This window comes from Xanthomonas sp. NCPPB 2933 (assembly GCF_056725225.1).
Genome location: NZ_CM161518.1, coordinates 1929091 through 1949477, shown reverse-complemented (window position 1 = coordinate 1949477; position 20387 = coordinate 1929091). Strand labels below are relative to the sequence as shown.

At 66.6% G+C, this 20387-nt stretch carries 16 protein-coding genes; 5 read left to right on the top strand and 11 right to left on the bottom strand.

Annotated elements, in window-relative coordinates:
- The 3 genes from AC1PLU_RS07810 to AC1PLU_RS07800 form a co-directional block, all read right to left on the bottom strand.
- Positions 1 to 3924, bottom strand: coding sequence for a YhdP family protein (locus tag AC1PLU_RS07810; RefSeq protein WP_481108130.1), 3924 nt, complete (start codon positions 3922 to 3924; stop codon positions 1 to 3).
- A gap of 142 nt (positions 3925 to 4066) precedes the next feature.
- Positions 4067 to 5566, bottom strand: coding sequence for a ribonuclease G (gene rng, locus AC1PLU_RS07805; protein WP_006449951.1), 1500 nt, complete (start codon positions 5564 to 5566; stop codon positions 4067 to 4069).
- Positions 5566 to 6138, bottom strand: a complete 573-nt coding sequence (locus AC1PLU_RS07800) for a Maf-like protein (RefSeq protein ID WP_006449950.1) — start codon at positions 6136 to 6138, stop codon at positions 5566 to 5568. Before AC1PLU_RS07800 ends, rng begins: the two co-directional genes overlap by 1 nt.
- 122 nt (positions 6139 to 6260) lie before the next feature.
- Between AC1PLU_RS07800 and AC1PLU_RS07795 the strand changes: the two genes are divergently transcribed.
- A complete protein-coding gene (locus tag AC1PLU_RS07795; RefSeq protein WP_006449949.1) occupies positions 6261 to 6995 on the top strand; it encodes an SIMPL domain-containing protein in 735 nt (244 codons plus the stop codon).
- Positions 6996 to 7301: 306 nt separating this feature from the next.
- On the top strand, positions 7302 to 7985 hold the full coding sequence (locus AC1PLU_RS07790) for an energy transducer TonB (RefSeq protein ID WP_481108129.1): 684 nt from the start codon (positions 7302 to 7304) through the stop codon (positions 7983 to 7985).
- A 249-nt stretch (positions 7986 to 8234) separates the two neighbouring features.
- Here AC1PLU_RS07790 and rlmH read toward each other — a convergent pair whose 3' ends face one another.
- Entirely contained in the window at positions 8235 to 8705 is a 471-nt protein-coding gene (gene rlmH / locus AC1PLU_RS07785; RefSeq protein ID WP_168957765.1) for a 23S rRNA (pseudouridine(1915)-N(3))-methyltransferase RlmH, read from the bottom strand.
- Positions 8706 to 8826: 121 nt separating this feature from the next.
- Here rlmH and AC1PLU_RS07780 point away from each other — a divergent pair, with 121 nt between their 5' ends.
- Complete coding sequence (locus tag AC1PLU_RS07780; protein WP_481108128.1) at positions 8827 to 10368, top strand: alkaline phosphatase PhoX; 1542 nt, start codon at positions 8827 to 8829, stop codon at positions 10366 to 10368.
- A 282-nt stretch (positions 10369 to 10650) separates the two neighbouring features.
- Here the strand turns inward: AC1PLU_RS07780 and AC1PLU_RS07775 are convergent, their stop codons facing one another.
- The 7 genes from AC1PLU_RS07775 to AC1PLU_RS07745 form a co-directional block, all read right to left on the bottom strand.
- Positions 10651 to 11766, bottom strand: a complete 1116-nt coding sequence (locus AC1PLU_RS07775) for a J domain-containing protein (RefSeq protein WP_481108127.1) — start codon at positions 11764 to 11766, stop codon at positions 10651 to 10653.
- Positions 11767 to 11778: 12 nt separating this feature from the next.
- A complete protein-coding gene (gene rsfS, locus AC1PLU_RS07770; protein WP_023903364.1) occupies positions 11779 to 12189 on the bottom strand; it encodes a ribosome silencing factor in 411 nt (136 codons plus the stop codon).
- Positions 12190 to 12246: 57 nt separating this feature from the next.
- Positions 12247 to 12957 (bottom strand): nicotinate-nucleotide adenylyltransferase, encoded by a 711-nt coding sequence (gene nadD / locus AC1PLU_RS07765; protein WP_481108484.1) that lies wholly within the window; start codon positions 12955 to 12957, stop codon positions 12247 to 12249.
- Between the two features lie 152 nt (positions 12958 to 13109).
- On the bottom strand, positions 13110 to 14138 hold the full coding sequence (holA, locus tag AC1PLU_RS07760; protein WP_023903362.1) for a DNA polymerase III subunit delta: 1029 nt from the start codon (positions 14136 to 14138) through the stop codon (positions 13110 to 13112).
- Between the two features lie 21 nt (positions 14139 to 14159).
- A complete protein-coding gene (locus AC1PLU_RS07755) occupies positions 14160 to 14795 on the bottom strand; it encodes an LPS-assembly lipoprotein LptE (protein WP_023903361.1) in 636 nt (211 codons plus the stop codon).
- 284 nt (positions 14796 to 15079) lie between these two features.
- Positions 15080 to 17722 carry a leucine--tRNA ligase gene (gene leuS, locus AC1PLU_RS07750; protein WP_481108126.1) on the bottom strand — a complete coding sequence of 881 codons (2643 nt, stop codon included), beginning with the start codon at positions 17720 to 17722 and terminating at the stop codon, positions 15080 to 15082.
- 72 nt (positions 17723 to 17794) lie between these two features.
- Positions 17795 to 18406, bottom strand: coding sequence for a DUF998 domain-containing protein (locus tag AC1PLU_RS07745; protein ID WP_023903359.1), 612 nt, complete (start codon positions 18404 to 18406; stop codon positions 17795 to 17797).
- 269 nt (positions 18407 to 18675) lie between these two features.
- On the opposite strand from AC1PLU_RS07745, the gene trxA reads away from it, so the two are divergent.
- Together trxA and AC1PLU_RS07735 are read left to right on the top strand one after the other, a co-directional pair.
- Positions 18676 to 19533, top strand: a complete 858-nt coding sequence (gene trxA / locus AC1PLU_RS07740; protein WP_115040492.1) for a thioredoxin — start codon at positions 18676 to 18678, stop codon at positions 19531 to 19533.
- Between the two features lie 330 nt (positions 19534 to 19863).
- Positions 19864 to 20313 carry a DUF4442 domain-containing protein gene (locus AC1PLU_RS07735; RefSeq protein WP_481108125.1) on the top strand — a complete coding sequence of 150 codons (450 nt, stop codon included), beginning with the start codon at positions 19864 to 19866 and terminating at the stop codon, positions 20311 to 20313.
- Positions 20314 to 20387: the final 74 nt, after the last annotated feature.

The following is a 20387-nucleotide window of genomic DNA, read 5'->3' as shown; positions in this document are numbered from 1 at the left end:
TCAGCGCGGCGCTGCACCAGGCTTGCTGGAACTGGCACCTGGCGCACTTGAAGAACTCGGTTTGCTTGGCGCACGCTCGCGCGCTTCGCGTTCCACCACGTCCACCTGCGGCTCCTTCCACGGCCCGGTGACGTGATAGGTCTTGGCACCGATCGCGCCCAGCGGCTTGCTCAACACCGCATTGGCGGCCGCGCCCACCGCCGCGCCGACCGGGCCACCGGCCACGGCGCCGACCACGGCCAGCAGATTGCCGGCCTTGGGATTCACGTCCACGGTCTGGTCGAAGGTCTGCGCACGCAGGTCGGTCAGCCCGCGGATTGCGATGTCGGCGGCCGGGCCTTCGATGCGGATGGCGTCGGTGCGCGCAAAACCATCGCCGAAGCGCACCTCGCCGGCCAGCTTGTTGAACGCCAGCCCCTTGGAGAAGAAGTCGCGGAAGTCGAACATCAGCCGGCGCGGCAACTGCGCCACGCTGAGCAGGCCGAGCACACGGCCGGCGCCGGGATCCACTTCCAGCAATTGGCCGTTGCGTACGTCGATCTTGAGATCGCCGTCCAGCGAACCGAGCGCAAAGCCGGTCGGCGAGCCCTGCCAGCCGGCGTTGAGCTCAAGCTGGCCTTCGCCACCGCGCAGCTGACCGCCCAGGGTGAGGTTTTGCAGCAGATTGCCGAGATTGCGGCTGTCCACGCGCGCCGATAGCCGGGTGCTGGCGGATTCGCCCTTGCCGCGCCAGGCGCCGGTCAGACCAATGCTCTGGTCGTTGGAGCGCAGTTGCAGCTGATCCACCTGCATGCCGTCGCTGAGCCGGCTGCTGCGCAAAATGGCCGCGCCCAGGGTCATCTTGCCGACCTGCAAGTCATCGATATCCAGCGACAACGGCGGAATCGACACCGGGTCGAACTCGGCCACCGCGCGGCGCGCCGGCTCGGGCAAGGCGCCGGCCAGCGGGTCGCCCGGCTCGGGCGCGGCCGGTTCGGCAGCCGCCACCACCGGCTGCCAGTGCACGGTGCGCAGCTTGCCCTGCACGGCGGCACCGTCGGCATTGGGCACCGTGAGCTGGCCGGCCAGGGACGGCCCGTCCAGTGTCACCGCCACCGCGTCGCGGGTAGGCCGCAGCCGCAGCCGGGTCTGCGGGAACACGCCGCCGATCATCAGCAGCCTGTCTGCCTGCACGTCCACCTGCTGCAGCGGCACCGTGCTTTTTTTGGTCTCCGGCTGGCCCGGCAGCGGCGGCATCTCCGGCTCGCTGCTGCCGCGCGCCAGGCTGATCCAGTCGATCGCATCCAGCGAGGCGGTGCGGCCGGTGACGATCAACCCGTTGGCCGGTGGGCGCTCGCTGACCGTGTCGGTGCCCATCACCACGCGCACGCCGGTCTGGTTGCCCTGGCTGCTGGCCTTGAGCGCCACCAGCTTGCCGAACGCCACATCGATATCGCCATCGCCGACCGGCAAGGCCACCTTGACCTGGGTGTCCAACGGCTGCGTGGCCGCCTTGTCCAGCGGCGCGGGCAGATCCAGGGTGGTGCCGACCAGGTCCGAGCGCAGGCTCAACATCGCCTTCGCATCGGTCTGGCCCGGCGGCGGCAGCGGCACATCAACGCCCACCTGCCAGGGCGCGCTGCCGTGCACGTACGGGCGCAGCCATTCCATCTGCGGCGCCCGGTCGAACAATTCCTTGGCATCCAGGGTGGCGGCAAAGCGCGCTTCGAACGCCTGCTTCGGGTCCTGCACGAAGCCGCCGGCACGCAAGGACAACTCGCCACTGCGGCCCTGGTGCTGCACGCTCAAACGCTCGGCGGCAAAGCCGGTGTCGCGGTAGTCGGCCTGGCCGCTGACCTGGTCGAAGACCAGATTCCAGCGCGCGTCGGCCAGCTTGGCGCCCTGCAGCGCCACCGTGCCCTGCAGATGCCCGCCCACACCCTTGCTGCGTAACGGGCGCAGCAGATCGAAGCTCACCGTTGCCGGGCCCGACACCGTGAGATTGCGCAATGTGTCGCCGTAGCGACGCTCCAACGGACTTTTGCGCAGCATGCTCAGCAGCTGCGTGGCGTCGGCCTGGGTGGAGGCGCGCACGTAGAGTTCGGAGGTGGCGAAATTGGGAATCCCGGCCTCAAGCCGGGTGATCGGCGCGCCAGCCAGCTCGCCACTTCCCTGCAGGGAGAAGCCGTTACCGAGGAAGCTCAGATCGGCCTGCACCTGCTCCATCGCCGGCCACTCGGGATTGAAGGGGATCACGCCGTCGCGAATATGGCCGAACGCTTCGAAGCGCCCGTCATTGCCTTCGAACGGCCAGTCGTCCAGATCGCCACTGACCAGGCCGGTGCCGCCGGTGATCACGCCGCCGGCCACCGCCTTGTCCAGCCAGTCGATGGCGGGCTTGCTCATCTTCGAGCGGATCCAGAATTTGCGCGCCACCGGCAAGGCGACATCGTCCAGTTGCGTGGCCAACTGGATGCGCGGGCGGCTGCCATCGTTCTGGAACCACAGCCCGCCGCGCACATTGGCGCCGTAGTCCTTGGCCTGCACCCGCAAGGCCGGCGTGGCGACCTGCCAACCGGCGCCGTCGCGCCAGCCGACGAGCTTGCCGGCCAGCTGGATCTCATGCACCACCCCGAAGCCGGTCGGCCAGTCGAAACGCACCGTGGCATCGGGCGCGGTATCCAGCTCGACCGCCTGCGCATCGCCATCGATCTGCCCGCGCAAACCGCTGATGCCTGGCGCGTTGCCCACCGGTAGAAACGCCAATTCGTCGATCCGGCCCTGCGCGCGCAGTGCACCGCCCTGCTCGCCTGCAACCTGCAGGTCGGTCACGCGCAACTGCGGTTTGGACAAACTCAACCAGCGCCGCAAGGTGGGCGACAGGTGGTCGCTCAAGGCCGCCGCTGCGATCAGACCGGAGACATCCACATGTTTGCCGACCACCGCGTAATGGCGCCCGCCAGCGATGCTCAGCCCATCCAACTGCTGCAATTTGGCCGCCTGGCCCAGCCGCAGCAGCGGCGCATCCAACCGCCAGCCGCCTTCGATGGTCTGCCAGCGCGCGCGTGCCTGCAGCCGCTCCCACACCAGCGTGCGGCGTGCGGTTTCATCCGGCAACGCGGCACCGGACAAGCGCACCTGTTGAAGATCGGCATCCACGGTGACACCGGTGATGCGGCGCGCGCGCAGTTGTGCCCACGCGTGCAGCCGTCCGCCGCCGCCATCCACGCGCATGCCGCCGACGTGCAGCAACGAGGCCCACGCGGCCAGATCTGCGGGGTCGGCCTGCGCGTAAGCGCTGCCGTCGCCGCTGTTGCGATCAAACTCCAGCACGGTGGTCAACGGTGCGCGCTGCACATCGATCCAGGCGTGGCTGCCGACTTTCACCGTCGAACCGCTGACACGCAGACGCAGGTCGATGCGCGGCAAGGTGGTGTCCAGCCCGATCGAAGGTGCGGTCACATGCAAACGCGCCTCGGCTACCTGGATTTCGCCGAGGCGACGCAAGGCTTCCAAGGGGTCGGCACGCCGCGCGGCCGGCAAGCCCTGCACCGACCACACGCCGTCATCGCTACGCTGCAGCGTCAGTGCCAGACCACGCAGGCGGACTTCGGTCAGCGAATGGCCGGGCAACAGGCCGGCGTACATCGCCAGCAGGATTTCGGCCTGGCCCACGCGCACTTCGCCATGCGGACCGATCCGCAACCCATCCAGCCGCAACAGCGGACCGCGTCGGGTCCACTCGGTCTGCAGGCGATCGAAGGCAATGGGCTGGCCGGCGCGCTGACTCAACCACGCGGCGATCTGCTGCGGCCGCTGCTCGGCAAGCGGCAACGCCTGGCTGGCCGCACCCACCAACAATGCGATCGCCACCAGCACGAGTGCGGTGGCGGTGATCGCATAGCGGCGAAACAGACGCAGACGGCGGCGCAGCGGGGTGGGCATCAGGGGCGGAGATTGGGCATTGGAGATTGGGGATTCGTCAAAGCAGGCAGCGCACGGTGCCTTCAAGCGCCATTATCGGACCAAGCCACGCTACCAGAGCCGGCTTTGACCAATCCCGAATCCCGACGCCCCAATCCCGAACTCACAGCAACACCACATCGAACTGCTCCTGCAGATACTGGTCGTCGGACTGGAAGCGGATGCTCTTGCCCAGGAACTCCTCCAGCTCGGCCACGGCCGCCGATTCTTCGTCGGTGATGCGGGCCACCACTTTGGACGAGGCAATCACCAGCAGCCGCGCCGCGTCGAACTGGCGCACCGCACGGGTGATCTCGCGGAAGATCTCGTAGGTCACCGTCTCGGCGGTCTTGATGGTGCCGCGCCCGCTGCACTGGCCGCAGGTTTCCGACAGCTGCCGCTCCAGGCTTTCGACGGTGCGCTTGCGGGTCATTTCAACTAGCCCCAGCGGCGAGAATTCGTACACGGTGGTCTTGGCGTGATCGCGTGCCAGCGCCTTTTCCAGCGTGCGCAGTACCTGGCGGCGATGCTCGGCGTCGTCCATGTCGATGAAGTCGATGATGATGATCCCGCCCAGGTTGCGCAGCCGCAGCTGCCGCGCCACCGCCTGCGCGGCCTCCAGGTTGGTGCGGAACACGGTTTCTTCGAGATTGCGCTGGCCGACGAACGAACCGGTGTTGACGTCGATGGTGGTCATCGCCTCGGTCTGGTCGATCACCAGATAGCCACCGGACTTGAGCGGCACCTGCTTGTTCAGCGCGCGCCCGATCTCGTCCTCGACCCCGTAGAGGTCGAAGATCGGCCGGTCGCCGGTGTACAGCTCCAGCCGCTCGGCCAGCACCGGCATGTACTTGGCCACGAACGCCTGCAACTGCACGAAGGTTTCGTTGGAATCGACCTTGACCTTCTCCACGTCGCGGCGGATCAGGTCGCGCACCGCACGCAGCGGCAGGCTCAGGTCTTCATAGATGATGCTGCACGGCGGCGCTTCGCGACCGCGCCGCTCCACCACGTTCCAGACCCGCGACAGATAGGCGATGTCCTCGGCCAGCGCCTCGGCCGGCTGGCCTTCGGCATTGGTGCGGATGATGTAGCCGAAGCCGCCGTGCTGGGCCGAGACCTCGCTGACGATGGTCTTCAGGCGCAGCCGCTCGGCCTCGTCTTCGATCCGCGCCGACACCCCGACGATCTTGGACTGCGGCAGCAGCACCAGATAGCGCGAGGGAATGCTGATCTGGGTGGTCAGCCGCGCGCCCTTGGTGCCGATCGGGTCCTTGACCACCTGCACCACGATGTCCTGGCCGTCGCGCAGCAGCTCCACGATCGGCACCGAGGCCGCCGGCGGCGGCGGAATCGGGGTTTCTTCGGTATCGACCACGCTGGCCGGTGCCGGCGCCGGGCGGATCACGTCGTTGGCGTGCAGGAACGCGGCGCGCTCCAGGCCCAGTTCCACGAACGCCGCCTGCATGCCGGGCATCACCCGCTGCACCTTGCCCTTGTAGATATTGCCGACCACGCCACGGCGCCAACCGCGCTCGATATGCAGTTCCTGCAGCATGCCGTTCTCGATCACCGCCACGCGGGTCTCGCGCGGGGTGACGTTGACCAAAATCTCTTCCGACATCAATGCGCTCCGAAGGCTGTGAGCAACTGCGAGGTGTGAAATAAGGGCAATCCCATCACGCCGGAATAGCTACCGGACAGATGGCTGATAAAACGTTCGGCGCGTCCCTGGATCGCGTACGCACCGGCCTTGCCCATCGGCTCGCCGCAGGCCGCATAGGCAGCGATCTGCGCAGCATCGAGCGTGTCGAACGTGACCTCCGATACCACCAACGCCTGCGCCGGGGCGCGTTGTGCGCAGACTAGAACCACCGCTGTGAGTACCTGGTGGGTGCGCCCTGACAGCAAGCTCAACATCGCGATCGCATCGGCCACATCGACCGGCTTGCCGAATACCCGCTCGCCCAACACCACCTCGGTATCGGAGCCCAGCACGATCGCATCGGGGTCGCTGGCCTGCACCTGCGCCAGCCCGGCGCGCGCCTTGTCCAGCGCAACGCGTTGCACGTAGTGCGCGGGCGATTCGTCGGGCGCGCGCAGCTCGGGCACGTCCAGTTGCAAGGTCTGGAACGGCACATCCAGGCGTTGCAGGAGTTCTTGTCGGCGCGGCGACCGGGAGGCGAGATAAAGCATCCTTCCAGCATACCTGTTGCCCATGCTCGCCCGCTTGCTTGCATGGGACACAGTGGTCGCGTTCGACTCACAACATGTTCATCGAACTCACAACACGCTCTGCAGACAGACAAGGAGATCTCATGCGTACCACCTTCAAGCCGTTGTTGCTGGCCCTCTCGATCGCTGCCGGAACCGCCATGACCGCCCATGCTCAACCTGCGTCGAGTTACACCATTCCCAACGACGGCACCTTGCTCAACGTGTCGGCCGAAGCGGAAGCCAAGCGCGTGCCGGACATCGCCACGCTGTCTGCCGGCGTAGTCACCCAGGCTGCCGACGGCAACGCCGCCATGCGCCAGAACGCCGAGCAGATGAACAAGGTGCTGGCCGCCGTCAAGGCCGCCGGCATCGCCGACAAGGATGTGCAGACCAGCGGCATCAATCTCAGCCCGCAGTACACCTACAAAGAAAACGAAGCGCCCAAGATCAACGGCTACCAGGCCAGCAACACGGTCAACCTCAAGGTCCGCGACATCACCCGCCTGGGCAAGGTGCTCGACGCCCTGGTCGCCCAGGGCGCCAACGACATCAATGGCCCCAGCTTCTCGATCGACCAGCCCGAGCCGGTCTACGACGAAGCACGCGTGGCCGCACTGAAGAAGGCCCAGGCCCGCGCCGACACCTACGCCAAGTCGCTCGGCCTGAAGGTGCGCCGCATCGTCAGCATCTCCGAAGGCCGCAGCGGTGGCGGCGTGCGCCCGATGATGATGGCCGCCTCGATGCGCTCGGCCAAGGTCGAGATGGACACCCCGGTCGCTCCTGGCGAGAGCACGCTGTCGATCAACCTGGATGTGACGTTCGAATTGGGGCGTTGACCGGATCGCAATCGAGCTTGAATTGATTTCTCTGACTGCCCTCTCCTGAGGGCAGTTTTTATTGGGAAAGCCGGAAATTCTGGTGCCTCGCCTTGGCGTGTCACCTGCAATGGCCTGTCGTCGTACGCGAGTCTGCCGCACCAGCCAAGCAGCCCGAATCGATACGCCCGGAGTCAATCGGCGAGCCATCGTCGACGCTGCGAAATCACTTGTGTCCACACAAAGGTCGCGGTAAACCTACGTCACCGGATGGTGGTGTGCGTCCGGGTCGCGCTGGTCCGTTCCGCAGTTCCGTTGAGGAGGTGGATGATGGTTCTCACGCAATCGCAGGTTTCTTCCCGATCCACAGGCATCGACAGCTCGCGCGTTCTGGCGATGAGCACGGCCGTGGCGTTGCATTTGCTGGCCGGTGGGTTGTTGTTGATTCCGCTCTCGTACCGGGCGATTCCGCAGCAGTCCACGCCGAAAGAACGTTGGGTCATGCCGATGACGATCCCAACGCCACCCGCGCCGCCAGCGGTGTTCCCAATCGAAGTGAAGTTCAAGCCACAGGCGACGCAGACACCGCCGACCACCGTGCCGGTGCAGGTACAGGTGCAAACACCAGTGGTGAATCAGGCACCGTTGGTGGACAGCGCAGCGCTTGCCTTGCCCGCTGTCTCCGACGCTGTGACTGACACCGCTCCGGCCATTGCCGCACCCAGCGGCCCGGTCGAGGCAGGCCAGCTGCAGTATCTGAGCTCACCGGCGCCGGGTTACCCGGTGGCCGCATTACGTGCAGGACAACAAGGCACCGTGCTGCTACGCGTGTTGGTCGGTACCGATGGGCGCCCGACCGAGGTGAGCGTGCAGACCAGCAGCGGTCATCGCGCACTCGATCTGGCGGCGCGTAGCCAGGTGCTGCGCAGCTGGCGTTTCCAGCCGGCGATGCAGAATGGCCAGGCCGTGCAGGCCTACGGCTTGGTACCGGTGAGTTTTTCGTTGAATTGAGTGAGTCTGGATTGCGGCGACTCGGCCTTCGAGTCGCCGCATTCAAGCAGTGCGCACATCAGACCGGCATGGAAGCGCTCGGGGAGCAGGTGCTCGTGCAATGGATTTCCAATTGTCGGGCACAGCCTCCTGACGAGTGCTCGCGATGCAATGTCAGCAGCACACACGATCAATGCAGCGGTGACCGGCGGGTCACCACGACAGGCAACAGCAGCGGCTATTGGCACACCGCAAAACCTTGCTCACCACTCACGCGCGGTGATACGGATGATTGGCCAACATCGCCGCAGCGCGATACAGCTGCTCGGCAACGATCAGGCGCACCAGCATGTGCGGCAGGGTCAACGGGCCGATCGACCAGCTCTCGCTGGCGGTTTTCAGCACATCGGCGGAGTGACCTTCGGGGCCGCCGATCAGAAACGCCAGATCGCGGCCCTGCCCGCGCCAGTGCTCCATGCGTTGAGCGAGCTGCTCCGAACTTAGCGGGCGACCCGGGATATCGAGCGCAACCACGTAGGCGTTCTTGGGCAGCGCGGCAAGCACGCGGCGGCCTTCGTCGTCGGTGGCGCGTTGCGCGTCGCGGCCCTTGCCGCGCAGGCCGGGTTCGATCTCGACCAGCTCCAATGGCATCCAGTGCGAAAGACGTTTCTGATATTCGGCAAAGCCCTGCGCCACCCAGGCCGGTGCGCGCTCGCCGGTAGCGATGAGTCGGCATTTCATCGCGACATGATATCCGCGTCACAGCCCGGGCATCGGAACCAGGTCGATCACAGCGGTGTCATGGTGCGGTTACAGCGGGCATCTAGCGTCGGCGCACTACCCAGCCAGCAGGAGTCGTTCGATGCCGATTTTCGATCCCGCCCGCCGCCAGGTGCTCAAGGGCAGCGCCGCAGTGATGGCCGCCGGTGCGCTTGGCAGCTTGAGCGCGCTGCAATCGCGCCAGGCCCAGGCCGCCACCAGCACTTCCCCGCCGCTGCAGCTGGCGCCCGTCCCCAGCCGTTATGGCCCGCTCGCCCCGGTCGCCGACCAGAGCACCGGGCTGCCGCTACTGCAGCTGCCGCGCGGTTTCAGCTACCGCTCGTTCGGCTGGAGCGGCGATCGCATGGACGACGGCCAGCCCTGCCCCGACCGTCACGACGGCATGGCCGTGGTCGGCCTGCGTCGGCCCGACTGGCGCCCCGGCAGCGACCCGCTGCGCGGTCTGGAATATGTGCTCATCCGCAACCACGAGCGCGGCGTGACCACCCCGTTCCGCGCACCAGCGATGTACGACACCGGCATCGTCAGCGGCACCCAACTGGCCGGTGGCGGCACCACCACCTTGAGCTACGGTCGCCGCGGTTGGGGCAGCCTGGAGCCGAGCCTGGGCGGCACGCTGGTCAACTGCGCCGGCGGCCCCACCCCGTGGGGCACCTGGTTGAGCTGCGAGGAGATCAAGACCAATGCGGTGTCCAGCACCGGCCGCAAGCACGGCTACGTGTTCGAAGTGGACCCGGACAGCCAGCGCACCACCGGCCGCCCGCTGGTCGGGCTGGGCCGCTTCAGCCATGAAGCGGTGGCGATCGATCCGCGCACCGGCATCGTCTATCTCACCGAAGACGATCGCAACAAGGCCGGCCTGTATCGCTTCGTCCCCAACGACCGCCGCGGCCGCAATGGCTCACTGGAAAATGGCGGCCGGCTGCAGGCCGCACGCGTGCGTGGGCGGCGCAATGCCGACCTCACCGTCGCCAGCATCGGCCAGCAGTTCCAGCTGGAATGGGTGGATATTTCCGAGCCCGATCTGGATGGCATCGCTGCACCGGCCGGCTTCCCCGACATCGGCGCCAACGACACCCTGAGCGGGCCGTTTGCGCAGGCGTGGGCCGATGGCGCGCTGCGCATGAGCCGTGGCGAAGGCATCTGGTACAGCTACGGCAAGCTCTTCATCGTCGATACCAGCACCGGCGTGGATGCACAGGGCCGCCGCGGTTACGGCAACGGCGCGGTATGGGTGCTGGATCTGTTTACGCAACGCTTGAGTGCACTGTTCGTCAGCGGCAACCAGTTGGCCGCGCACAACCCGGACAACGTCACCGTCAGCGCGCGCGGTGGCGTGGTGCTGTGCGAAGACGGCGGGGAGAGTCCGGACGAATACGGTCCCGGCGCGCGCCTGCTCGGGCTCACCCGTGGCGGCGAATCGTTCTATCTGGCCAAGAACAACGTGCAGCTGACCTCGCAACAGATCGCCGATGCCGGCAAGACCATTGCCGAAGGCGATTACCGCGACACCGAGTTCTGCGGCGCCTGCTGGGACCCGCTGGCGCGCACCTTGTTCGTCAACATCCAGACGCCGGGCATCACGCTGGCGATCACCGGGCCGTGGGAACGCGGGCCGTTGTGAGCGAGCCGTTGTGAGCATGCTGTCGTGGGCCTGCAATCGGGAGCAGGCCTTTTATAGGCCGGTTTTATAAGCCGGCCTATATAAGAAATTAGCCCAGGCCACCGCTGCCGAACGGACAAGCGTCCGTTCGGCAGTGGCATCGACCCGGCAGCCGGCACAGTGCCGTGCATGCACTCGTCTCATCTGCACAACGGGCAGCGTCTCCGACCGAGACTGCGCACAGCACGCGCGCTCACCAGCAGTGGCCTGCGTGCAACCTGAAAACCACGCTCAGTCCCGTGATCAGAACCAGGGCGCGTCTTGCGCGCTCGACATGGCACGCTGCAATTTCAGCCAGCGCTTGAGCGATTGCGGGTCGGCAAGTTCGCGCAGGCCCTGCCGCGCTTCCATCAGATCGTCTTCGACGTCACGCTTGAGTTGGGCCATCAATTTACCCAGTCGCTCGGGCTTGAGCCGCGACGGCAGGTCCAGAGCATATTCTGCGCAAAAGTTGTCCGACTGCTCCTGCACCTGCTGTTGCAATTCCTTGCACTGCCGGTCCAGTTCACGGTTGTAGTCCTGCAGCCGCGCCGCGCTCATCGCATCCACACCTTGCGCGTCCAGCAGGCCGATCTCGGCCTGCAGTTCGAGCAGGCCGAGCAGATCGCCGGCCTTGTAAGCCGCATTGAGCCGTTGCATCAGGATGGTGCGCGAGGCGTGGTCGTCGGGGTCCTTGGCGCGGTCCGGATGCAGATTGCCGGCCAGCTTGCGATACAACTCGCGCAACGGTGGCGGCTCGGCATTCCCGGCAACCGCTTTCTTCTCGGCACGCTTGCGGCGCTGGGTGTTGCGCTGTTGTTGTTGCGCGTGTTCCTGCTCGATACGCTCGCTGACGCGTTCGAAGAGTTCTTCGGGCGAGTCGATGCCGTCCAGTTCGTCGGCATCCAGCCCATAGGCCTGGCCGAGAATCTGCTTCATCAGTGCATCGGATTCGGAGACTTCCTGGTCGTAGCCCATGACACTGTGGCGATCGTAGATCGGCCGCAATGCTTCATGTCCCGCTTCGATCAGCGGGCCGGCGATATCGCACAGCAGCTCTGACAGAAACGCACGGTCGGCCTTGCTCAGCTTGACCGTGGCATGCGCGCGATCGAGTTCTTCGACCAGCGCCACATCGGCCGCGCGCCGATGATCGAGCAAGGGCTGCAGCTCGGTGTGATAGCGCTCGCGCCAACGCGTGAGCGCCGTTTGCCAGGCCTGCAGTTCGTTGCGATGACGCTCCAGATCGCGCAGCAAGCGATCGAAGCGTTTGCGCGCCGGCGACAACGGCTGCGCGGCGGCCTGCGCCGGCAGGCTGCGCAGTTGCTGCAGCGCCGGCGAGGCAGGTGTCTCCGTCTGGGCTTGGGATTTTCTCGCCATGCCGTGGGTCAGTTACGCCTCGGGGTCGGCATCCACATCGTCCGGACGCTGGTCGCCTACGGTCCACAGGCGCTCCAACGCGTAGAACTCGCGCACGCGCGGCAGCATCACGTGCACCACCACATCACCCAGGTCGACCAGCACCCATTCGGCTTCGCGCTCGCCTTCCACGCCCAGCGGCATCACGTCCAGACGCTTGGCGAACTTGACCACTTCTTCGGCGATCGACTTGACGTGGCGGGTCGAGGTACCCGAGGCGACCACCATGTAATCGCAGACGCTGGACTTGCCGCGCACATCGATTTCGACCACGTCCTTGGCTTTCAGCTCCTCCACGGCCTCGCGCACGGTGGCCAACAGGGCCGGCACGGACGGCGGCGGGTTCGGAATGGAGGTCTTGATGACTTGGGCTTGGGTGGTCAAAGCGGGCAACTCGATGGAATTAGTGTGAATTATAGGCCGGTCCGGCCGGATGCGTGTTCAGCTAAACGGCTGCGCGCTGCCGTAAAGGCTTTCGCGCGCGATAAACGCTGCCACCGACGGCGGCACCAGCGCCTGCCAGTCGCCGCCGGTGGCGATGCGCGAACGCACCGCGCTGGCCGATTCGCCGCGCAACGGTTGATGCAACCGCCACAGGCGGCCGGCCGGGGTGGTGCCCAGTTCGCCGGCGCTGGCAGCCCATCTGCCCTGCACTGCCTGGGCAAGCTGCGGCACATCGGCCAGCTCCAGCGGGACGCCTGGACGCTCGGCAACGACGAAATGCGCCAGCTCGAACAGCGCCTCCCACCGATGCCAGCTGCTCAGGCCGACAAAAGCATCGGCGCCCAGCAACCAGGCGATCGGCGTCGCAGGGCCGAGTTCGGCGCGCAGTTCGCGCAAGGTATCGACGGTATAGGACGGTGCGCCGCCCTGGCTCGCGCGGCGTAACTCGCGGGTGTCCAGCACCAGCCCGGGCGTGTCGGCGAGCGCCAGTTCCAGCATGCGTGCGCGCTGCGCGGCGGTGGCGCCGGGTGCGGGGCGATGCGGCGGGTCGGCGGCTGGCACCAGATGCACGAGCGCGCCCAGTTCGTCGCGCGCGGCGCAGGCGATGGCCAGATGGCCCAGGTGGATCGGGTCGAAGGTGCCGCCGTAGTAGAGGTGGAGCTGGGATTGGGGATTGAGGATTGGGGATTCGGCAGAGCAAGGTTCCAGCGCTGCGGACTGGGGATCGGCGTCTGGGGAGATGGGAACAGCGACGGCCTCAGTGGCAGTTGTCTGCACATCGTGGTTCGGGATTGCGCTGTTCTGAGCCTTCAGGGTCCCGGTCTCCACCTTCTGGCCTGCAGTCCCCACATCCACCGCTTTCACACCAGCAATCTCACCGCACGCGCTTCGGCCACGGCCACCAGCAGGCGTTCCAGGCCGACCCAGGCATCGCCGTCGGCGCGGCCTTTGGCCATGCGATCGACCAGCCCGGCTTCGGCGACGAAGCGTTCCCAACGGCGCGGTTCGGGGTGCCGTTGCAGCGCGCGCTTGAACGGGGCCTGGCGCGATTCCCACAGCCCTTGCGCCTTCATTTCGGCAGCGAGGTTGCCGCCATTTGCCTGCACTTTCGCCAGCGATGCGGTACGCAGCAACTCCTTGATCAGGATCGGCATCAGTGCGGCCACTGCTTCGCCTTCGGCGCGCAGGCCGGCAAGCATGCGGATCACTGCGGCCGGCTGCCCGGAGAAGGTGGTTTCGGCCAGCCGGAACACGTCGTAGCGGGCGGCATCGGCGACCAGTGACTCCATCGCCTCCAGGTCCAGCACCTTGCCGTCGGCCAGTAGTACCAGCTTGTCGATTTCCTGCGCGGCGGCGAGCAGATTGCCTTCCACCCGCTCGCTCAGGCGCTGCACCGCGGCAGCGTCCGCACGCAGGCCGTGGCTGCGCAGGCGGCGCTCGATCCAGTCGGACAATTCGTGCGGCTTGATCGCCCAGGCCACTGAAATGGTGCCGATGCGGCCGACCGCATCGGCCCACTTGCCCTGGTGCGCCTTGCTCCAATCGTTGGCGGTGATCAGCAACACCACGTCCGGCGGCGGATTGGCGCAGAAGCGGGTGATGACATCGGCACCGTCCTTGCCCGGCTTGCCGCTGGGCAGGCGTATTTCCACCAGCCGGCGCGGACTGAACAGGCTGGGCGCGTTGAAGGTCGCATCCAGCTGGTTCCAGTCGAACTCGCGGCCATCGGCGTCGAAGACTTCGCGTTCGCCAATGCCTTCGGCGCGCGCTCGGGCGCGCACCGCATCGGCCGCCTCCAGCACGCGCAGCGTCTCGGGGCCGGCGATCAGATAGACCGGCTGCAACGGCTGGTTGGACTGGCCGGCAAGCTGCTCGGGGCGGAGTTCCATGACTGCGAGCGCGCGCGATGCTTAGTTGTTCGACGCAGGCGGCAACGCCGCCGGCACGCTCGACTCAGGCGTGGTCGGCTGCACTGGCGGCGTGGGAGCCTGCGGCAGCGGCGCGGTCGGCGTGCTTTCCAGCGTCTCGCCACGCTGCACGCGTGCGCGCACCACGCTGTCGATGCGACGCAGGATCGAGGCCGACATGTCCTTGCGCAATTCGTCGGCAAGGATCTCGCGCTCGGTCGCGGTACCGGTGGCGTCTACCGGCGGCGACACGTAGTCGCGCGAGAGCTCGATCACCTGCTGCGGCACCAGCACCGCGCCATTGGCGGTGGTGACGGTGAAGATGGCGGCGTAGCGCAGGCTGTATTCCTGCGCACGGCCCTGGCTGTCGATGGCGATCGGCAGATCGCCCCAGCGCTCGGACAACACCTGCACCTGCGCAAAGCCGGTCTTGGCGTCTTCGTCGGCCAGGGTGGCGCCGGCAGCCTTGAGGCCACGCCGCAGCAACTTGGCCAGCTCGCTGTACTGCACTGCAGACTGCACCTTTACCGCTGGCGTGTCCGGCGGCAACGCCAGCGAATTGCGCAGATGGAAGCCGCAGGCGGTGAGGCTCGAGACGAGCACGAGGGACGCAGCGAAGGCAGTAGGAAATCGAATCATGGGCACAGTCTGGATGAGCGCCCCGGCGGCGGCAACAGGCGGCTAGCCTGACCGACACCGCGTGAATGGGGCTTGAGAGCGCCGCAGTAAAACTGCGGCGGCCGGTAATGACAAACGCGTCGCCACGCGCCAGTGAAATGAATCGACAAGAACGACCGCAGCCCCCTTGCCTGCGCCAGTGCAGGAATTACCTGAAACCGCCGCATCAACCTAACCTACGCGCCGCCACGCCGATCCGGCGAACTCCCCGGAACGGCGCCTGCGACCCGACCAATCAGAACCCATCACCCCGCCACGATGTTCACGATCTTGCCGGGCACGATGATGATCTTGCGCACACTCATCCCTTCCAGGAACTTGGCCGCGTTCGGCTCGGCCTGCGCCAGCGCTTCGAGTTGCTCGCGTCCGGTGTCGGCGGCGACTTCGATCGTGCCGCGCAGCTTGCCGTTGATCTGCACCGCCAGGGTCAGCGCGTCGCGCACCAGCGCGGCGGCATCGACCTGCGGAAACGCCACATCTTCCAGCAACGTTTCGCCACGGCCCAGCACCTGCCACAGCGCGTGGCTGGCGTGCGGGGTGATCGGGTTGAGCAGCAGCACCATCGCTTCCAGCGCTTCCTGACGCACCGCCCTGCCCTGGTCGCTGGCGTCGTCGAACTTGGCCAGCGCGTTGGAGAGCTCCATCACCGCGGCAATGGCGGTATTGAAGCTGTGGCGGCGGCCGTAGTCGTCGCTGACCTTGCCGATGGTTTCGTGGGTCTTGCGGCGGATCGCCTTCTGCTCGGCACTCAACGCGGCGACGTCCAACGCGGCTGCAGCGCCCTCGCCTACATGCTTGTGCACCTGCACCCAAAGCCGGCGCATGAAGCGCGCCATGCCGTCGACGCCGGCCTCGTTCCATTCCAGCGACTGCTCCGGCGGTGCGGCGAACATCGAGAACAGGCGCACGGTGTCGGCGCCGTACTTGGCCACCATCGACTGCGGGTCCACGCCGTTGTTTTTGGATTTGGACATCTTCTCGGTGCCACCGATGTGCACCGGCTGGCCATCGGCGATCAGCACCGCGCCGGTGACGCGGCCGCGCTCATCGCGCTGGATCTCGACATCGGCCGGGTTGATCCAGTCCTTGCCGCCGTTGTCGGCGTCGCGATAGAACGTGTCGGCGATGACCATGCCCTGGGTCAGCAGGTTGGTCACCGGCTCGTCGCTGTCCACCAGCCGCGCGTCGCGCATGAGCTTGTGATAGAAGCGGAAGTACATCAGGTGCAGGATCGCGTGCTCGATGCCGCCCACATACAGGTCGGCCGGCATCCAGTAGTTGGCGCGGCGGTCGACCATGTCGCGTGCGTTGGGGCTGGTGTAACGCGCCACGTACCAGCTCGACTCCATGAAGGTGTCGAAGGTGTCGGTCTCGCGCTCGGCCGGGCCGCCGCAGTCCGGGCAGGTGGTTTGGCGCCAGGTGGGGTCGGTCTTGATCGGCGAACCGGTACCGGCAAACTCCACGTTCTCCGGCAGCACCACCGGCAGTTGGTCTTCCGGCACCGGCACCGCGCCGCACTTGGCGCAATAGATCACCGGAATCGGGCAGCCCCAGTAACGCTGGCGGCTCACGCCCCAGTCGCGCAGGCGGTAATTGACCCGACGCTGGCCCTGGCCCTTGCGCTCGAAGCGCTCGGCCAAGGCTTCGAAAGCGCCGCCGAAATCCAGCCCGTCGAATTCGGCCGAATTGATCAGCTCCAGTTCGCGGCTCTTGTCGGTGTACCAGTCGCGCCACTGGGTAGCGTCCCAGGTCTGCTCATCTTCATTGCGCGGCTCGCGCAGCTTGACCACCTGCACGATCGGCAGGGCGTACTTGTTGGCGAATTCGAAATCGCGCTGGTCATGGCCGGGCACGGCCATCACCGCACCGGTGCCGTAGCCCATCAACACGAAGTTGGCCACCCACACCGGCACCTGCTCGCCGCTGATCGGATGTACTGCGGTCAGGCCGGTGGCCATGCCGCGTTTTTCCTGGGTTTCCAGTTCGGCTTCGGAGACGCCGCCGTGCTTGAGCGTTTCCAGCAGCGCGGCCAGTTCCGGGTTGGATTTGGCCGCATGCAGCGCCAGCGGGTGCTCGGCGGCGATCGACACGAAGGTCACGCCCATCAGCGTGTCCGGGCGGGTGGTGAACACGCGCAGCGGATCCAGCGCAGCGCCATTGGTGTCGCGCACGTCGAACTGGATCTCCAGCCCTTCCGAGCGGCCGATCCAGTTGCGCTGCATGGTCTTGACCGAATCCGGCCAGCCGTCCAACTGGTCCAGGCCGTCGAGCAGTTCCTGCGCGTAATCGGTGATGCGCAGGAACCACTGCGGAATCTCGCGTTTTTCCACCAATGCGCCGGAGCGCCAGCCGCGGCCGTCGATCACCTGCTCGTTGGCCAGCACGGTCTGATCGATCGGGTCCCAGTTCACCACCGCATTGCGGCGATAGGCCAGGCCCTTGCGCATCAGCCGGGTGAACATGCGCTGCTCGTGCACGTAATAGTCCGGCGAGCAGGTGGCGAACTCGCGCGACCAGTCAATCGCATAGCCCAGCGACTTGAGCTGCCCCCGCATGTGTTCGATGTTGGCGTAGGTCCACTTGGCCGGCGCGGTCTTGTTCTTGATCGCGGCGTTTTCCGCCGGCAACCCGAACGCATCCCAGCCCATCGGCTGCATCACGTTGTGGCCGGTCATGCGCTTGTAGCGGCTGACCACATCGGAAATGGTGTAGTTGCGCACATGGCCCATATGCAGCGCACCGGACGGGTACGGCAGCATCGACAGGCAATAGAACTTCGGTTTGTCCGAGTTCTCATCGACCTGAAAGGCGCGGGTGGCATCCCAGAACTGCTGGGCGGAGGTTTCGACCTGCTGCGGGTCGTAGACGTTCGGTTCGACGGTGGACATTGGGAGCGGATGCTCGGGCGGTGCAAAGCGGCACAGGGTACCGCAGTGCAGCAGGCGCTCCAAACGCGCGCGTCAGAAGGCGGGTTTGGCCGGCCAGCTCCAGCCGGCAACGGCCAGCCAGCCTACCCAGGCCAGGAACGCCACACGCTGGGCGATTGCCTGGCGCAGCAACCCCGGCGGCCCGAATGCCAGCACCGCCACCAGCAGCCCGGCGCCCAGACTCAGCAACGCCAGCGCGCGGGTATCGGACTGGTTGAGCAGCGCGGCGGCGATCAACAGCATGGCCGGCACGAACGCCACCGCCCATAGCAGCCAGGCGGTGGCGTGGGCCTGGCTGGCGCGGCCATCCAGGTCGGTGGGATCCAGCGGCAGCAGACCCATGCCCAGGAACGCCAAACCTGCCAGCACGATCAACTGCCCGCCCACGCGCAGGCTCCAGCCGGACTTGGCCGGCATGCGCGCCAGCAGACTGATGCCGGTGGCCATGCCCAACCCACCCACCAACGCGAACGCCAGCAGATTGAAGCCCAGCGCGTGCGGAACGCCGTCTGCGCCCAATAACGCCACCGGGTGGCTGGCCTGCAGATAGCCGGGCAATGCCAGCCCGAAGCCGGCCACCGCTAGCACGAACACGGTTGCCGCGATCAGGCCCAGGTAGCGCTGCGTGCCATCGATGCTCGCCATTCGTCTTGCTCCAACGCGGGGCGCAGGTTGCGCCGCCATGACGCGGCATTGTGGTGCCGGGGGCGCGTGGCGTGAACCCCTTGTCTGATCCCGGCTGGCCTGATATCGGCCGGCCCGTTTGCTGGCGGCCTGGTCGTCACCGGCCTCGGCCCGCCTCGTCATGACCGGCCTGGCGATAACCGCCGGCTGGCCCGATCCCGGCCAGCCTTGTGTCGGCCGGGTTTGCCACCATTACGTCCCACTGTTGCCGTCATCTTTTCAGGAAGCCCATGTCCGACAAGCCGCACGTATTCGATGCCACCACCGACACCTTCGAGACCGAGGTCCTGCAGAAATCGTTGACGACACCGGTATTGGTGGATTTCTGGGCCACCTGGTGCGGCCCGTGCAAGTCGCTGACGCCGATCCTGGAAAAGCTCGCCGCCGACTACAACGGTGCGTTCGAGCTGGCCAAGGTCGATGTGGACAAGGAACAGCAGATCGCCGCCGCGTTCCAGATCCGCTCGGTGCCGACGGTCTTCCTGGTCAAGGGCGGCGAGCTGGTGGATGGTTTCCCCGGCGCGATGCCGGAAGGCCAGATCCGTGAATTCCTGACCCAGCATGGTGTGCTGCCGGCCGAAGCGCAGGTGGTCGAAGAACTCCCGCCGGCGCCGCTCGACCCGCAGGACCAGGCCGCCGCGCTGCGCGAGGCGATCGCCGCCGAGCCGGACAAGGACGAGTTGAAGCTTGACCTGGCGCTGGCACTGCTCAAGACCGGCGACACCGCCGAGGCCGAGCAGCTGATCGACGCCCTGCCCGCCAACCTGGCCACCGACGACCGCGCGGTGCGTGCCAAGGCGCGGCTGAGCTTTGCCAACGTCCTGAAAGACGCGCCGGATGCGGACGCGCTGCAGGCCGCCGTGGCCGCCAACGGCGCCGACCTGCGTGCGCGCCATCTGCTCGGCGTGCGCCATCTGCTCGACGGCAACGATGAAGCCGCGCTGGAGCAGTTTCTGGAAATGCTGCGGCAGGACCGCGCCTTCGACGACAACCTGCCGCGCCGCAGCCTGATCGATGCATTCCGCGTGATCGAGGACGAAGACCTGGTCGGCCGCTATCGCCGCAAGATGTCGTCGTTGGTGTTCTGACAGCCGATGGCGCTGCGGCGCCACATGGATACGTAGGAGCGGACCCGGCCGCGACGAGGCGTTACCCGCCAGTCGCCGATAAGGTGTTCCCGGGTAGCGCGCCGTCGCGGCCAGGTCCGCTCCTACGAAGGCTGCCCCGCAACGGCGGGCCCTTGCCCGGGTGTGCACCAAGCGGCGAGGCACAGCGCGCGACTGCTCGGCCGGCGATGACGCGCCGTCTGGACCGGCTCGCAGCACGGACACGACCGCTTCGATGTTGACCTATGGCACGCTCCATACGCATGCGAATGTTATGCTACGTACCTGCCCTCGCCATGGAACCAGGTCCGCATGCGCGCTTCACTGTTCAAGCTCGGCATCAACCTGTGGCCGCCGTATCTGTTCGCCGGCATCCACGTCACCGTGCTGTCGGCCGATTACCGCTATGCACGCGTGGAGCTGCGCCAGCGCCCGTGGAATCGCAACTACGTCGGCACCCATTTCGGCGGCAGCCTGTTCGCAATGACCGACCCGTTCTGGATGCTGCTGACCATGCAGAACCTGGGGCGCGACTACTACGTCTGGGACAAGGCCGGCAGCATCGAGTTCGTCAAACCTGGGCGCGGCACGGTGAGCGCGGATTTCGTCATCGACGACAGCATGCTCGCCGAATTGCGTCAGGCCACGGCCAGCGGCGAAAAACATCTGCGCTGGTTCGAAAACGACGTGCACAACCGTGCGGGCGAGGTGGTCGCGCGGGTGCGCAAGCAGTTGTACGTCAAGCGCAAACCTGCACGCTGAAGCGCGCATCCACCGCATCACTGGCTGGCGCAAACACACGTACCGGTTCCAGGCGCGTCCGCGCGATGTGATCG